Source organism: Mesobacillus subterraneus (assembly GCF_003937825.1).
Lineage (GTDB): Bacteria > Bacillota > Bacilli > Bacillales > Cytobacillaceae > Mesobacillus > Mesobacillus subterraneus.
Genome location: NZ_RSFW01000009.1, coordinates 294,547 through 310,170, shown reverse-complemented (window position 1 = coordinate 310,170; position 15,624 = coordinate 294,547). Strand labels below are relative to the sequence as shown.

Here is a 15,624-nt window from a genome sequence, read left to right as displayed (position 1 = left end):
AAACTGTAAAAAAATAAAAAAGGTCCAGGGTTAGACCCGGACCTTGGGATAAGCTTAATTTTTCTTGATTGTGATGGTGTTGTTATCAAGTACTGCGAGCAGTTCTACTGCATCTGGTTCTTCCAAAATGAAGTCAGCGATGGAGTCCTCGAGCTGTTCCTGAATGGCACGGCGCAGTGGGCGGGCTCCAAATGCCGGGTGGTAACCCAGTTCAGCAAGTTTCTCTTTTACATCATCCTCGATTTTGAGGGTAATATTTTGGTCTTCAAGAGTGACTTGCAATTCTTTCAGCATCAGGTCAACAATTTGAAGAAGATGTTCTTTCTCCAGTGCTTTGAATTCGATGATGCTGTCAAATCGGTTCAGGAATTCTGGCTTGAAGAAACCGCCAAGTGAATCTAGAATACTAGATTCATTCACGGCAGTGCTCTGGCCGAAGCCGACCTTGATGGTTTTGTGGCCGACACCTGCGTTGCTTGTCATAATGATAACAGTATCCTTGAAGCTTACTGTGCGTCCCTGGCTGTCTGTCAGACGGCCGTCCTCAAGGATTTGCAGGAACATATGCTGAACATCCGGGTGGGCCTTTTCAATTTCATCCAAAAGAATGATGCTATAAGGATTGCGGCGCACTTTCTCTGTCAGCTGGCCAGCCTCATCGTGGCCTACATATCCTGGAGGTGAACCAATCAGCTTAGACACGCTGTGCTTTTCCATATACTCGCTCATATCGAGACGAATCATTGAATCCTTCGAACCGAATAGTTCCTCAGCCAATGTTTTGGTCAGCTCGGTTTTACCAACACCTGTAGGTCCGACGAACAGGAAGGAGCCAATTGGACGGTTCTTCGCTTTCAACCCAGCCCGGCTGCGGCGGATGGCTTTCGCGACTTTCTCCACGGCATCTTGCTGGCCGATGACCTTGCTATTCAGGTTTGTGGCAAGGTTCCTCATTTTTCTCTGCTCGTCCTCTTGCAGCTTGCCGACAGGAATACCTGTTTTTTGCTCAATAATTTCCTGGATATGCTGCACAGTCACAATCGGAAGCTCAGCATTGCCGCTGTCATTAAGGGATTTTTCGAGTCTTGCTTCTTCATCCCGCAGCTTTGCGGCAGTTTCATAGTCTTCGTTTTTCAAAGCTTTTTCTTTTTCTTTAGCAATCTCAGCCAGACGGTGCTCAGCATCTTTTTTATCACTGTAATCCGAAACAAGGTTCAGCTTGGATCCCGCTTCATCCATCAAATCGATTGCTTTGTCAGGAAGGAAGCGCTCCTGGATATAACGATGAGAAAGCTGTACACAAGCCTTTATTGCTTCTTCTCCGAAGGTTACCTGGTGAAAATCCTCATACTTTGTCTGGATCCCCTTCAAGATCTCGATAGCCTCATCAACTGTTGGTTCCAGCACATGCACAGGCTGGAAACGCCTTTCGAGTGCCGCGTCCTTTTCAATCTGGCGATATTCCTTCAGGGTTGTTGCACCGACTACCTGAAGTTCACCTCGGGCCAGGGCAGGCTTAAGAATGTTCCCCGCGTCCATTGAGCCTTCAGCAGAGCCTGCACCAATTAACTGGTGGATTTCATCAATGAAGAGAATGATGTTCTTGCGTGCCTGCAATTCTGCAATCAGCTGCTTCATCCTTTCCTCGAATTGGCCGCGGATTCCTGTATTGGAGACAATTGAAGCGACATCGAGAAGGTAAACTTCTTTATTTTCTAATTTTTCCGGCACATCGCCTTCGACAATCTTCAATGCAAGGCCTTCTGCAATTGCTGTTTTGCCGACACCCGGTTCCCCAATGAGTACGGGATTGTTTTTGTTTCTTCTATTTAAGATTTCAATGACACGCTTTACTTCATCATCGCGCCCAATTACCGGATCAATGAGACCAGTCTTGGCGATATGCGTCAAGTTCCTGCCATATTGGTCAATAAATCCGTTTCCGCCTCCACCTGCGGCCTTCGTTGCCGCAGCAGCAGGATTTTGTCCGGGGATTTGATTATTCATCTGATTGGAAAACTGTTTAAACATATCGTTAAAAGGTGAGCTGCCAAATCCGCCGAAACCGGAAATTTGGCTGCCAAAGGAAGTACTTAATTTTTCTCTCTCTTTCTTATAGCAATCCTCGCAGAGCATTAAATGCTTCTGATTACCGTTTACAATGATCTTAAACTGTACATTTGCATGATTCTCATGGCAATTTTGGCAAAGCATTTAAATTCCTCCTTCAAAATGTTTCTGGATTTAAACAAAGAATCATCAGATCTGACTTTGACTATCTTTGATCAATTTAGCTTTATTATAATTTGACCATATTTGACTTTCAATGTTTTTGCTAATGGTAATTTTTTCTTTTAATGGTTAGTTCTTTGCAAGTCTGCCTGCTTTTTAAAAAAGCTCGTCATGGTTTGTCTGCCCCTACATATATTGGAAAGGAGGGAGGGGAATGCTTTGAAGACAAACTGGGGAGCTGCCTTTCAAATTGCCGCGGTTTACGTCGGCACGGTGGTAGGTGCCGGCTTTGCTACGGGGAGGGAGATTGTCGAATTTTTTTCCCGCTTTGGCCTATTTGGATTGATCGGCGTTTTCATGGCTGGTTACATTCTTACATATATGGGTGCTAAATTAATGCGGATTGCTGCTTCTATCGGTGCTCGTTCGTATGAAGAAATGAATGAACATTTATTTGGGAAGTTTTTTGGAAGAATCATCAACATTGTCATGCTCTTTATGCTGCTGGGTGTCTGTGCTGTCATGCTTTCAGGAGCGGGTGCAGTCTTCGAGGAACAGCTTGGACTGACAAAATCCATTGGTATTTTTGTCACGATTGGCCTGTCTCTGGCTGTCATGTTTGTCGGCTTGAAAGGAGTGTTTGCAGTAAACATCGTTGTCGTCCCAATGATGATTTTGTTCAGCCTGATCATGTTTTTCCTGTCAGTCAAACTGCCCGGGTTTGTTGAGCAGGTTGTTTTCCTGCCATATGCGGAGGACGGATGGAAGGCGGTCATCGGGCCATTCTCCTATACTGCACTGAACCTGTCGCTTGCCCAGGCGGTCCTTGTACCGGTTGCTGCTGAAATTAAGGATGACAGTACGGTTAAGTGGGGAGGGATTCTTGGGGGCATTGCGTTGACGCTGATCCTGCTTTCAAGCCATTTGACCTTAATTATGCTCCCTGGATTTGAGACATTCGAAATCCCGATGGCTGTCATCATGAAACAGTTGGCATCAGGGCTTTACTGGATCTTTGTCTTGATTGTTTATGGGGAGATCTTCACTTCAGTGATCGGAAATATCTTTGGTTTGGAAAGGCAAATCCAAAAATATATAAAGCTGCCTAGTCTGCTGGTAGTGGCGCTGCTTTTCGTGATCTGCTATTTCATCAGCTTGATTGATTATGGGACACTGTTATCGGTGCTATACCCTGTTTTTGGGTATATAAGTTTAATCTTTATTGTATTGCTTTGGATGAAACCTGTTGATATTCCTAAATAAACGAAAAAAGAAGGGGGCAGCCCCTTCTTTTTTATTTCTCCTCGCTCATGATCGTTTTGGCCATTTCGATGAATGCTTCTCTATGGTCTGCATCTTCTTTTGTGAATAGTGTCAATTTTAACGGCTGTTTCTCATTTTTAATTAAATAGGATGTTACGATATCCGAGCCGCTTTTTGTTTCCATAGCCCAGGCATTTTCGAAGAATGGATCCTCAGGTTGTTCGGCTTCCTTCACCTCTCCAACCGCAGCAAGCTGTGCTTTTGAATTTTCTTCGATCAATGACCATTCAACATCTTCTGGCAGCAGTTCGATGCGCATGAACACACTGTCGTCTTCCGACCAGAGCAAAACGTCCTTATTTGGCTCTTCTGCTGTCAGCTCATATTCAGGCATAACATACATTGAGTAGTTTTGGTTATCATTATATTTTAAGAATGCTGTTTGTTCCTTCTCATCACCGTCCACAGAATAGGATATATTTTGCTCCATGATCCGGATCAAGCCTTCTTCATTCTTTTTGTCCTGCCCGCCAGAGTTCTGGCCATCTTCGCTCTTTTCAGGCGCTGTAACCGGCTGGGAATCGGGTGCCTTGTCGGCCTTATCCGTTTGGTCTGCGGAACCACAGCCAGCAATGAATAATGCTGACAGACTAATCACTGCAAAAGGTTTCATTAACTTGTTCATGTTTTAATTGCCCCCTGTCATCTCGTTTGGTGTATCTGATTTTTTAGACGGATTTCTTGCTGAAAAGTTACAAATCGTGTCGCATTACCAAAATATCATGGACAAGGCTTCTCAGCAATAATAAGAATGACCCATGTACCTTTAATGGCATGGGTCATTTTTTAAAGATTGATTAGCGAAGCGGCAGGAAAACGAATAGTAATAAATCAAAGACGATATGTGAGACGATGACGAGTGGCAGACTTCGTTTCCATGCATACAAGATGCTCCATGCCAGTCCAGCTATAATGGCCGCAAGCACCAGAATGAACTGTCCTGACCACAAATGTACGGATGCGTATAACAAGACGGAGAGGCCAACCGTCATTTTCGTGCTAAAGTATTTGCTTAATCGTTTTTGAATAAATCCACGCCAAAAGATTTCTTCCCCAGGAGCGATAATCAAGACAAGGACAAGATAATGCCAAAACAGGTCGGGGGAGAACTGGTTATATAGCCGTGTGATCTGACTTGAAAACGGCAGGTTCAGGACATCAATCAAAAAGCTGCCAAGCCAAAACAATCCAAACAATCCAAGTCCGGATGCTATACCTATCGACAAATATGAAAATGTTGAGGTATTATCCTCAATTTCTTCATGTATGATGGAGTAACTGATTAAAACCAGCATGGTAGCTGTGAAAATATACCAGAATACAGTCTTATCCTCAAAGGTAAAAAATAAGAGTAGATGCGCGATCAGAATCCCAATAAGCAGCCTGCGATCCGCCATCCAATTTTTCATTTTTCATAAACCCCTTTCCAGAAACAAAATTTATTGTACCAAATAATTAATTAAAGTTGTAAGGAAATGATTTCTTCTAATTGGGGAATGGTAATACAGAAATACAATCTGTATTTGGAGGGAAGAGCATGTCTGAATCGAAACGAGAAAAGGAACGTAAATGGGCTGTTCGGAAACAGGACCAGCATCCGCATGGCAAGGTGAAATCGTTCAAGGAACTTGCGGGCAAAGATACGAAAGAATAAATGAACTCCATTTTAAAAGAAGCGGTTTTCGCATTGATTGTTGGTTTTCGTATGTAACCCTTCACCTGCATTTCCTCAGGATTCGGGGCTCTTTTCTTGTTGCTCCATCACTAACGATGCAGGAAAAATCGTATAAATCCAAAGCAGGAACATTACGTTTGGACCAGAAAGCAACAAAGTTTACGAAAAGAGCCTAAAAAGAAGAAAAAGCAGCCCAGGCTGCTTTTTTGCTTCTTGTTCATATATTAATAGGCTGTTTCCTTAACAATTTTATAGTTTTTATGATTGATTACTGTGCGTTGATCGAGTTCTAAATCCCGGAAATTGTTCATATAGGTCAAATCCACAATCACCGAATTTTCATTGACCTTTTCTACAACACCCTGCAATCCTTCTTTGAATTCGATTACATTTCCAACTTCGGCTTTCTTCAAATAAACTCGCTCCTTCGTTATATTTCGAATTACTAACATTTTGCACTAAATTCATACGCCCGTAAAGGATAATACGCATTAAATTTAAAATGTTCACGAAATTTTCAATTTGTAAAAGTTAGAAAATTCAATTTATATTTCTTATTATATAAAACAATGACTCTTCCATCCAGAGAAATTTTAAATTTATTAGTAAATTAGGCTTAGGGAGGATATTTTTTAATTTCCGGCATCATTGAGGGGAAACCTGCTTTTTTATGCGGCAATTGCATTTGATGAAGAAGAATATACAATAGTATTAGTGAATCAACAGGAAGAGGGGGCTTTTAAATGGATCAGGACCAGGCTGTCAGGATGCTGGAGAGTTTGAAAAACCGGGAAGTAGAAGAAATTTTCGTAGCAAAGCAGGATTTTATGGCGTTCCGGGAAGTGCTTGTTAAAAGGGAGGATTTCAAACATTTTCGAGGAATTGCCCAAAGGGGCGGAGATGTCCTATATCAATATCTCGATGAACAAAGAAGTTAAATGAAGGAAACAGCAGGAAGGCACCGTACTCAGGTGTCTTCTTTTTGGATATTTTTGGGTCGTATTTCCCTTTTTATTGGTCCGGTGGTAAACTTTTAAATAAGTATATTTGCAATATTTCGAATTTTTAGGTGTCGTATAGAGAGAGGATACAAACTTAGGGGGCATTATAATGGAAATAGCAAACAAGCTGGAACTTTTAAAGAATGAAATCGGGAAAATCGTCATTGGACGGCAGCATGAGGTGGAGATGATGGCAATCTCCCTTTTGAATGATGGGCATATCCTGATGGAAAGTGTTCCTGGTACAGGCAAAACTTTATTGGCCAAAACATTCGCGTCCGCCATAAGCGGAAAGTTCACAAGGATACAGTTTACACCAGATGTCCTGCCGAGTGATGTTACCGGAATCCAATTCTTCAATCCCAAGCTGCAGGAGTTTGAATTAAAACCTGGCCCGATTGTCACCAATATACTTTTGGCTGATGAAATCAACCGTGCAACACCTCGAACGCAATCGAGCTTACTTGAAGCAATGGAGGAGCACCAGGTCACCATAGACGGACATACGATTCCGTTAAAGTCTCCGTTCCTTGTCATTGCGACACAAAACCCTGTAGAATCCCAGCAGGGAACCTTCCAGCTTCCTGTTGCACAGATGGATCGGTTTTTTATGAAGCTTCCCCTGGAATATCCAAATGCTGATCAGGAAAAAGAAATGATCCGCAAGCATAGATTTGGTTCTGCGGTATCTTCTGTTGCACCAGTTTTGACAGAAGAGGATATTACTATCCTGAAGCATGAACTCAAAACGGTTAAACTTTCAGAGACAGTGCAGGAGTACCTCCTCAGCATTACGAGAGAGACAAGAAATCATCCGATGATAGAGCTGGGAATCAGTCCCCGCGGAACGCTTGCCCTGGTGAAGGCAGCGCAGGGAAGGGCCTTTATAAGAGGCAGGAATTATGTGGTTCCTAAAGATGTGAAAGAAATGGCTCCATTTGTAATGGGACACAGGATTTATTTATCCGCGGAGGCTTCCCTGACAAAGACACCGGAAAAAGTGGTCGAGGAATTGCTGGAATCCATCCCTCTTCCGGTTGAAGCTGAGGTTTAAGCCAATGCTATGGAAAAAGGTCGTCATTGAAGATCGCTTTCTCTCCATCCTGGCTTTCCTTGGAATCTTATTAATCGTAGCCAGCTTTTACATAAATTCCTGGGTGATATTTGGCGCCGGGCTGCTGATTATTTTTATCGCCGCTGGAAATTCTTACTATCTGAAGCATATTGGAGAAGGCCTGTTTTTCGAAAACAAGCGGGAACGAAACAGGTTTTTCATTGGAGATGAGGGAGTATGGAGCCTGGAGTTTACGAACCATGGTCTCCCGATCATGAAGGGGAATCTGACAGTCTATTTTGATCATGCTGTCGTGCCGCCTTCCGGGGAGTACCATATCCATCAGTCAAGGGTTGAAGTAAGCATGCCATTCTCCATGGGGCAAAAAGAAAAAATCAGCATAACGATCCCGTTTGCCGCTGAAAAAAGGGGACTCTCTAAAATCCGGAAACTGGAGATCCAGATTCCTCATTTTTTTGGTTTTGGCGATACTCTCCTTGAATTTACTGATGTTATCAATTTGGAGGCACTTGTCTATCCCCGGGCAATTGCTGTGCGAAATTTGGATAAACATCAATCGCTCAGACCCGGAAGCAGTCCATCTGTCTTTTCCGTATTTGAAGACAATCTCGGGCCCATTGGGACTCGTGACTATCTTCCGACAGACAGTTTCAATCGGATTAACTGGAAAGCAAGTGCGCGAAGGATGACACTGCAAACGAAGGAATTCGAACGGATTCATGAAGCCGGTGCTGTTATGCTGGTCAATATTTCAGATGGCTTCTCGGTGACTGCAGACCTTGAATTCTTGATGAGCAGTATGGCGGAAATGGCATATCTTTTTCAAAAGAGAAATATTCCTTTTTCGATTTGCATCAATATCAGGTCTGCAGGTTTAACACCATTCACCTATCTTCCATTAGGGTCGGGCAAGGATCATTTGCAAAAATTACTTGATATTCTTGCTCTGGCGGACTTTCATTCACCAAACATTCCATATGAGCGCATGCTGTTTTTTTACAGGAGGCATCTTCCACAGGCGCCTGCTATGATACATGCTGGTATTCGCACGCCGGGGGCAAATAAGTATTTTCAGAACTGGAGCAATGAAGGAGTGCAATTTTTTGAGCTTCACAAGCATGAAAAGGATGCCTTCCTTGAGCCCCTGGGCACTAACATAAAGAAGGATGTGGCAGGCAAGTGAGTATTCGTGTCCTTACCATTTTCTATCGTTTTTATATTGAATGGACTTTTACGGCCTTTGTCCTTGTCATACTCCATTTATTATCAAGCCAGCAAATGCCGCTATTACCGGCTATGGCGATAGCGGCTGGCGGGTCCTTAACGTTTTCCAGCTTATTAGAAAAGAAAGAGAAACTGGCAAAGGTATTGTTCTTTGTCATCATCATGCCTGTTCTTTATCTGGCCGGAATTTGGGCGGGGCTTAAGCTATTCTATATAACCATCATGGCTGTACTGGTTTTCTGGAGAGTAATGAAGTTCCATCAAGATACAGCCAGCAATTCTCAAAGTGTCTGGCTCTTACTAACTTTTCTCATAGGGTTATTCCTGTCTCCTCTGGCCTATTTCCATGGAACAGTGTATTTGGGCCAAATGGCGTTTTTAATGATATTCCAATTGCTGTTTATTTTATTGGGGCAGTTCCTGCTCAGATGGCTTGAAGTGGAACTGGCTGCGAAAAGCAAGTTCGCATTGGTCTATTCCAAACTCTTTGGAGCGATTGTGATTGCCGTGGTATTGATTACTTTCGGCAGGAACTTCCTGAAAGAAGCATTCTTTTTCATCCTTCAAGGAATCGGTCTGATTCTTTCCTTTTTGCTGTATCCTTTCTTTGCATGGATTGGTTCGCCGGCTATGCAGGAAAGAGCCGGCCGGGTTTTCTCCCGGCAGAAGCCAAATATACAGGAGGAGTCGGAATTTGTGGCATCGAGGCAAATGTTTGACGCTGATTTCTGGGGCCCAATCATGTTTGTTGCGATTGGTGTACTTGTTTTTTATTTGATTTATCGCAAATCATCGCTTTTTAGAAAAAAAGATGAACCAAAAGCTGCATTTGCCGGATACATCACCTCTGGTTTACCTGATAATCTTGTAAATCCAAAGCATGTCTTTAATAAGCGTTCTCCAGTTCCTGAACATCAAATTCGAAAGGAAATCTTCAAGCTGGAAAAGTTCGCGCACAAAAAGGAATTTGGCCGGCTAAGCCATGAAGGGATCGATGAATGGTTTAACAGGCTCGGCATCAAATATGATGAACGTACCGTTGAAGCGTACGAGAAGGTGAGATATGGGGAAATGAAAGAGGTTTCTGCAGAAGGCTGGTTCATTGAAGAAATAAAACATATTAAAAATCAGTTGCACAGTCTGCGAAAAGAGGGAAAAGAATACGGTTTGAAGAAGAATTTGAAAAAATTTTTAAAAGATTAACCAACATCATTATTTTGCAGGACGGTAATTTGTCACAATTCCGTAAAAATGAAAACGTTTTACTGAAAAAAATGCTCAAAACCTTTAAAAATCAAGGTTTTTTCATTGTCTATGCAAAGGCAAAATGCTATTCTTTTGTGTGGGATGCCAATCCAGATTTCTGCGGAAATGATTGGAAATAATATATGGTGTGAAAGAACAATACAAATGGGTAAAATACAAATATCATTTTAGCTAGGCTGTATTTTGACCTTTCGCTGAATTGAGCCATTTAGTTTGGAAGGCATCATGTATGGTCATCTTAATCATTTATTTAAAAGGAGAATGATCCAGTATGGTACAAAAACAATTCAAGGTTGTTGCTGAAACAGGAATTCATGCTCGCCCGGCTACTATGCTTGTACAAGCGGCTAGCAAGTTCGATTCAGAAATCCACTTAGAATATAAAGAGAAAAAGGTTAACCTTAAGTCTATCATGGGTGTAATGTCATTAGGAATCGGCCAGGGAGCAGATATCTCCATCATCGCTGAAGGAAGCGACGAGCAAGATGCTCTTAACACACTCGAAGAAACTCTTAAAAAAGAAGGACTAGCTGAATAATGGGCTTTCTTCACGGTATTGCCGCTTCAAATGGCATAGCGATCGCAAAAGCTTATAAGCTGGTCGAGCCGGATTTTACTTTCGAGAAAAAGACAATTGACGTTCCTGCTGAGGAAGTGGCCCGATTCCAATCTGCCCTTCAGACAGCCAAGTCAGAGCTTGAAAAAATCCGTGACCATGCCGGAACAGCTTTGGGTGCTGATAAAGCTGCAATTTTTGATGCACATCTACTCGTTCTAAGCGATCCAGAATTGATTTCACCCATCGAAGATAAAATCAACAACGAAAAAGTCAATGCAGAACAAGCATTAAAAGAAACAGCCGATATGTTCATCAGCATGTTCGAGTCGATGGACAATGAATACATGAAAGAACGAGCGGCAGATATCCGCGATGTAACCAAACGCGTATTGGCCCATCTTTTGGGAATCCAGATTCCGAACCCAAGCATGATTGCAGAAGAAGTGGTCATAGTGGCTGAGGATCTGACTCCTTCTGATACTGCACAGCTCAACCGCCAATTTGTTAAAGGATTCACAACCAATATTGGCGGCCGAACTTCCCATTCAGCCATCATGGCCCGTTCCATGGAAATTCCTGCGGTTGTTGGCACAAAGTCAGCAACTGAAGAAATCAACAATGGCGACCTTGTCGTCGTTGACGGCTTGAAAGGTGAAGTGCATTTCAATCCAACCCCTGAACTTCTTGAAGCCTATAAAAAGACTCAGGAAGACTTTGAAAAGCAGAAAGCAGAGTGGGCGAAGCTTGTGAACGAGAAGTCGGTCACAGCAGATGGTCACCATGTCGAACTTGCTGCCAACATCGGTACACCAAAAGATTTAAAGGGTGTAGTAGAAAATGGCGGCGAGGGGATTGGCTTGTATCGTACAGAATTCCTCTACATGGACAGGGACCAGCTTCCAACTGAAGAGGAACAATATACAGCATATAAAGCTGTTCTTGAAGGCATGGAAGGCAAGCCCGTTGTGGTTCGTACACTGGACATCGGCGGCGATAAAGAGCTTCCATATCTTAACCTGCCAAAAGAAATGAATCCGTTCCTTGGTTTCAGGGCAATCCGCCTTTGCCTCGAGGAGCAGGATATTTTCCGCACTCAGCTTCGTGCTTTGTTGCGTGCAAGTGTGCATGGCAACCTTAAGGTCATGTTCCCGATGATTGCGACTCTGAACGAATTCAGGGAAGCAAAGGCGATGCTTGAAGAGGAAAAATCAAAGCTGGTAAACGAAGGGATCCAGGTTGCCGATCATATCGAGCTTGGCATCATGGTGGAAATTCCTTCTACAGCAGTCCTGGCAGATCAATTTGCTAAGGAAGTGGATTTCTTCAGCATCGGTACGAACGACTTGATTCAATACACAATGGCTGCTGACCGTATGAATCAGCAGGTTTCTTACCTCTATCAGCCATATAATCCATCGATTCTTCGCCTTGTTAATATGGTGATTGATGCTGCCCATAAAGAAGGCAAGTGGGCTGGAATGTGCGGTGAAATGGCAGGGGACGAAACAGCGATTCCAATCCTTCTGGGGTTGGGACTGGATGAGTTCTCGATGAGTGCTTCTTCAATTTTGAAGGCACGCTCATTGATCAGGAACTTAAGCAAAGCGGATATGGAACAATTGGCTTCAGATGTACTGAATATGAGTACAACAGAGGAAGTTGTCGAAGCAGTAAACCGTTCTGTTTCTTTGTAATATAAATGTAATATAAAAAAATGTTTTAACATATAGGTACCGGGTATAGATGAGTAAGCACTTTGGTTAGACTGAAAGTAAGCTAATCATTCTCATTTTCCCCCAGATTTGGCCGGCTGTTTATCAGCCGGCATTTTTTTGTTTAAAAGCTGCATTTTTTGTCCAGTTTTTTATCGTATTTTTCAGTGGACTTCTTCAGTTGTTTCGCGATTTGTGGAGAGAAATAAATTCGGTTGGCATATGCATAAAAAGAATGACTTTTAACATCATTCGAGGATGGAAGGCGGACGGCCCTCCCGGATAAAGAGATAAAAAGATATGGCGATTCATCTGATCGACGGCGAAATCGATCTGTTTGTTTTGTTGTGGTGACTTAAATATACAAAAGAGGGGTTTTCTTGTATTTTTTTGGGCAAAAAATGAATTTAGAAACTTGAGTTGATTGGAGTGGAAGGCGCGAAGACTCCTCCGAAAATGCTAACGCATTTTCATCGTGCGTGGGCAGGTCCAAGGAAGCTATTCAGAGTCCTGCGGGCTAAGCTGGTCAGGTGAGACCCCGCAAGAGCGAAGCGATGAGGAGGCTCAGCGCCAGCCCCGCGGAAGCGAAGCGCCTGGAACAGAAATCAACGGACCAAATTTAGAAGCTAATCTAAAAAAAGAGGGTGCCCAAAAGTTTATACCTTTTGGGACACCCTTTAATGTTTAAATGGGTTTCTCCATTCCATAAGCATTGCAAAATTTAATGATTCTTCGTCTTCAAGATAATTTGATGCGGGTTTGACTGGTGTACGGCCGCATCTTAGCAAAAAGGACATGACTGGATCACGAAGTTCTCCACTCAGTACTTTTTCCGCATACTGGTCAATGCTCATCTCCTCAGAGTGAAGATGATATCCTGGCATCCTTCCGCCACCCAGCAGTCGATCAAGCCCTAAATGAACCACAGTTTCGAACATGGACTGCATCATCCATTTGCCGAGCCCGAGTTTTCGATAGACGGGGCTGATGCATATATCAACGATGTACAGAGTATTGCCGTCTGGATCATGATTTCGTATATAGCCGTTATCGGTAATGTCTGCCCATGAATGTTCTTCGTCTCCATCGTTTAATTTTACGATTAAACCGGTGATTGAACCAGCAACTTTGCCGTCAACTTCAACACATAGCGCCCCTTCGGGAAAAAGGGTGACGTGGTTTGTCAGTTGTTCGTTATTCCATAAGAGATCTTCTGGAAAGGGCGGGGGAAAAGCCTCCCGCTGGACTTGGATCAAATCATCGAAATCTTTTTTTGTATAATTTCTGATGACCGCTTTTACAGGCTTATTTTGATCGTAAACATAAAGTTCTTTATAAAACATTTCACACCTCACAGTTTGACTATAGCCAAAGTATAAAAAGAAAGGCAATCAAAGGCAAATACTTGGATTGTTTTCATTTGTTCATTTTCTGAAAATTTTTATATAATTAGATTAGCTAAATAAATAATAGGAGGAATACATATGGAGCTCAAGCTTAAAGGTAAAACCGCAGTCATCGCGGCTTCAAGCCAGGGACTTGGGAGGGCAATTGCCGAAGGGCTATTGAAAGAGGGCGCTAATGTCGTCATTTCAGGCAGGGATGGTGAAAAGCTTGCCAAGGTTGCAGAAGAATTGAAACAATCAGGTACCGGGCAAATAGTATATAAGCAAACAGATATTACTCAACCTGAACAGATCAAAGAGTTAATCGGCAGCGCAATTGAACATTTCGGACAGCTGGATATTCTGGTCAACAATGCTGGCGGCCCGCCTGCAGGTTCTTTTGATACCATTACAGATGAACAATGGCAGTCAGCATTCGAGCTGAATCTGCTATCGTATATCCGGCTGATCCGCGAATCATTGCCTTACTTAAAGAAACAAGGAGGCAAGATTATCAATATTGCTTCCTCTTCGATCAAGGAGCCAATTCCGGGATTGCTGCTTTCGAATACTTTCCGAACCGGTATTGTCGGACTGACAAAAACTTTATCCGAGGAGCTTGCCCAATATGGGATTCTGATCAATACTGTCGCACCGGGCAGGATTGCCACTGACAGAGTAAGACATTTAGATGAAATCAATGCGGAAAAGCTTCAGATTACCCGTCAAGAAGTGGAAGAGAAGGTGAAAGGGACAATACCATTGGGCCGCTACGGAAAGCCTGAAGAGTTCGCCAAGGTTGTCGTCTTCCTAGCCTCGGACGCAAACTCCTACATGACAGGAAGTTCATTCCTGGTTGATGGGGGTATGGTTAAATCAATTTAAAAGGTTTAAGGGCTTTAACATCCGGGTATAAAAGAAATGCGCATAAAATTGCAGATCGTTCTGGGGGCCGGAGATAAAATCTTCGGCCTTTTTCCATTCAAATGGTAGAATATAGGTAAACTAATAGAGGAAGAAGGCGTACATATGCTGTCAAAAGAAGATACGGTAATAGGCTTTATTGGGACGGGTGTTATGGGAAAGAGTATGGCTGGTCATTTGCTGGAGGCTGGTTATCAGCTCACTGTCTATACCCGTTCAAAAGAAAAGGCGGCAGAGTTGCTCGAAAATGGAGCAGTATGGGCAGAATCGCCTCGAGAAGTCGCCCAGAACGCAGATGTAATTTTTACAATCGTTGGTTATCCATCGGATGTTGAAAAGATTTACTTAGGTGAAGAGGGGCTTATTGCCAGTGGCAAGCCGGGAAGCTATCTGATCGATATGACAACCTCAACTCCTTCACTTGCTCAAAGAATTTATGCGCAAGCAAAAGAAAAGGGACTTCATGCTCTGGATGCCCCTGTTTCAGGGGGAGATGTGGGTGCGCGTGAAGCAAGGCTCGCAATCATGGTCGGTGGCGATGATGAGTCATTCTTGAAGGTAGAACCTTTGTTGAATATTCTTGGCACAAATATTGTTCACCAGGGGAAAGCAGGGGCAGGGCAGCACACAAAAATGTGTAACCAGATTGCCATTGCCTCCAATATGATTGGTGTTTGCGAAGCAATCATTTACGCAGAAAAAGCAGGGCTGGATCCGGAAACAGTTTTGAAAAGCATATCTACGGGTGCAGCGGGAAGCTGGTCCCTGTCAAACCTGGCCCCGAGAATGATCAATGGCAACTTCGAGCCCGGTTTTTATATCAAGCATTTTATTAAGGACATGAAAATCGCCTTGGATGAAGCGAAGCGAATGGATATGGAAGTACCGGGACTTTCGCTGGCGCTTTCACTGTATGAGCAGCTGGCTGGCAATGGAGAAGAAAACAGCGGGACCCAGGCATTGTATAAGTATTGGAAACAAGGATAAAATTTTCTAGTCATAGACTCCACTCCAGGAAAAAATACTAAACACAAAGGAGGGGATTTCTATGGCTAAAAGGACGAAGAAGAACGACCCGCAGCAAAAGAATAAAAAGGGGTTTGACTCCGCAGTGATCGATTCTGAATTCTCCCATGAAATCGGAAGCGCTGCAACGAACAAGATTCACAAGGATAAAGCAAAAAAGGAAAAAGCACCAAAGAATAACGGAAAATATAAAGGATAATACAGAAAGCCGTTCCTCCATGG

16 protein-coding genes are annotated in these 15,624 nt (G+C 43.1%); 11 read left to right on the top strand and 5 right to left on the bottom strand.

The features are described from left to right. Positions 1-54: 54 nt before the first annotated feature. Positions 55-2,214 carry an ATP-dependent Clp protease ATP-binding subunit gene (locus tag EJA10_RS07130; protein ID WP_125479303.1) on the bottom strand — a complete coding sequence of 720 codons (2,160 nt, stop codon included), beginning with the start codon at positions 2,212-2,214 and terminating at the stop codon, positions 55-57. 237 nt (positions 2,215-2,451) lie between these two features. On the opposite strand from EJA10_RS07130, the gene EJA10_RS07125 reads away from it, so the two are divergent. Then, positions 2,452-3,495 carry a YkvI family membrane protein gene (locus tag EJA10_RS07125; RefSeq protein WP_125479302.1) on the top strand — a complete coding sequence of 348 codons (1,044 nt, stop codon included), beginning with the start codon at positions 2,452-2,454 and terminating at the stop codon, positions 3,493-3,495. A 31-nt stretch (positions 3,496-3,526) separates the two neighbouring features. Here the strand turns inward: EJA10_RS07125 and EJA10_RS07120 are convergent, their stop codons facing one another. Both EJA10_RS07120 and EJA10_RS07115 read right to left on the bottom strand, forming a co-directional pair. Further along, positions 3,527-4,180, bottom strand: a complete 654-nt coding sequence (locus tag EJA10_RS07120) for a hypothetical protein (protein WP_125479301.1) — start codon at positions 4,178-4,180, stop codon at positions 3,527-3,529. Positions 4,181-4,352: 172 nt separating this feature from the next. Then, entirely contained in the window at positions 4,353-4,964 is a 612-nt protein-coding gene (locus EJA10_RS07115) for a CPBP family intramembrane glutamic endopeptidase (RefSeq protein WP_125479300.1), read from the bottom strand. 128 nt (positions 4,965-5,092) lie between these two features. On the opposite strand from EJA10_RS07115, the gene EJA10_RS23760 reads away from it, so the two are divergent. After that, positions 5,093-5,209, top strand: a complete 117-nt coding sequence (locus EJA10_RS23760) for a DUF6254 family protein (protein ID WP_246017709.1) — start codon at positions 5,093-5,095, stop codon at positions 5,207-5,209. Between the two features lie 245 nt (positions 5,210-5,454). On the opposite strand, the gene EJA10_RS07110 is transcribed toward EJA10_RS23760, so the two are convergent. Then, positions 5,455-5,643, bottom strand: coding sequence for a YkvS family protein (locus EJA10_RS07110; RefSeq protein ID WP_023615106.1), 189 nt, complete (start codon positions 5,641-5,643; stop codon positions 5,455-5,457). Positions 5,644-5,973: 330 nt separating this feature from the next. Here EJA10_RS07110 and EJA10_RS07105 point away from each other — a divergent pair, with 330 nt between their 5' ends. The 6 genes from EJA10_RS07105 (at position 5,974) to ptsP (ending at position 12,049) form a co-directional block, all read left to right on the top strand. Then, positions 5,974-6,168, top strand: coding sequence for a hypothetical protein (locus EJA10_RS07105; RefSeq protein ID WP_125479299.1), 195 nt, complete (start codon positions 5,974-5,976; stop codon positions 6,166-6,168). 172 nt (positions 6,169-6,340) lie between these two features. Then, positions 6,341-7,285 (top strand): AAA family ATPase, encoded by a 945-nt coding sequence (locus EJA10_RS07100; protein ID WP_125479298.1) that lies wholly within the window; start codon positions 6,341-6,343, stop codon positions 7,283-7,285. A 4-nt stretch (positions 7,286-7,289) separates the two neighbouring features. Continuing rightward, a complete protein-coding gene (locus tag EJA10_RS07095; protein WP_125479297.1) occupies positions 7,290-8,489 on the top strand; it encodes a DUF58 domain-containing protein in 1,200 nt (399 codons plus the stop codon). Continuing rightward, positions 8,486-9,733 carry a hypothetical protein gene (locus EJA10_RS07090; RefSeq protein WP_125479296.1) on the top strand — a complete coding sequence of 416 codons (1,248 nt, stop codon included), beginning with the start codon at positions 8,486-8,488 and terminating at the stop codon, positions 9,731-9,733. The genes EJA10_RS07095 and EJA10_RS07090 overlap by 4 nt, the downstream gene beginning before the upstream one ends. Before the next feature lie 334 nt (positions 9,734-10,067). Then, positions 10,068-10,334 carry a phosphocarrier protein HPr gene (locus EJA10_RS07085; RefSeq protein ID WP_125479295.1) on the top strand — a complete coding sequence of 89 codons (267 nt, stop codon included), beginning with the start codon at positions 10,068-10,070 and terminating at the stop codon, positions 10,332-10,334. Continuing rightward, the gene (gene ptsP / locus EJA10_RS07080) at positions 10,334-12,049 is read left to right on the top strand and encodes a phosphoenolpyruvate--protein phosphotransferase (RefSeq protein WP_125479294.1); all 1,716 of its coding nucleotides are present in this window, start codon (positions 10,334-10,336) and stop codon (positions 12,047-12,049) included. Before EJA10_RS07085 ends, ptsP begins: the two co-directional genes overlap by 1 nt. A gap of 695 nt (positions 12,050-12,744) precedes the next feature. Here ptsP and EJA10_RS07075 read toward each other — a convergent pair. Further along, complete coding sequence (locus EJA10_RS07075; protein ID WP_125479293.1) at positions 12,745-13,410, bottom strand: GNAT family N-acetyltransferase; 666 nt, start codon at positions 13,408-13,410, stop codon at positions 12,745-12,747. A gap of 141 nt (positions 13,411-13,551) precedes the next feature. Here EJA10_RS07075 and EJA10_RS07070 point away from each other — a divergent pair, with 141 nt between their 5' ends. The 3 genes from EJA10_RS07070 (at position 13,552) to EJA10_RS23280 (ending at position 15,601) form a co-directional block, all read left to right on the top strand. Continuing rightward, positions 13,552-14,337, top strand: coding sequence for an SDR family oxidoreductase (locus tag EJA10_RS07070; protein WP_125479292.1), 786 nt, complete (start codon positions 13,552-13,554; stop codon positions 14,335-14,337). A gap of 144 nt (positions 14,338-14,481) precedes the next feature. Then, positions 14,482-15,363: an NAD(P)-dependent oxidoreductase gene (locus tag EJA10_RS07065; RefSeq protein WP_125479291.1), complete on the top strand. Its 882-nt coding sequence runs from the start codon at positions 14,482-14,484 to the stop codon at positions 15,361-15,363. 61 nt (positions 15,364-15,424) lie between these two features. Continuing rightward, entirely contained in the window at positions 15,425-15,601 is a 177-nt protein-coding gene (locus EJA10_RS23280) for a hypothetical protein (RefSeq protein WP_167831916.1), read from the top strand. Positions 15,602-15,624: the final 23 nt, after the last annotated feature.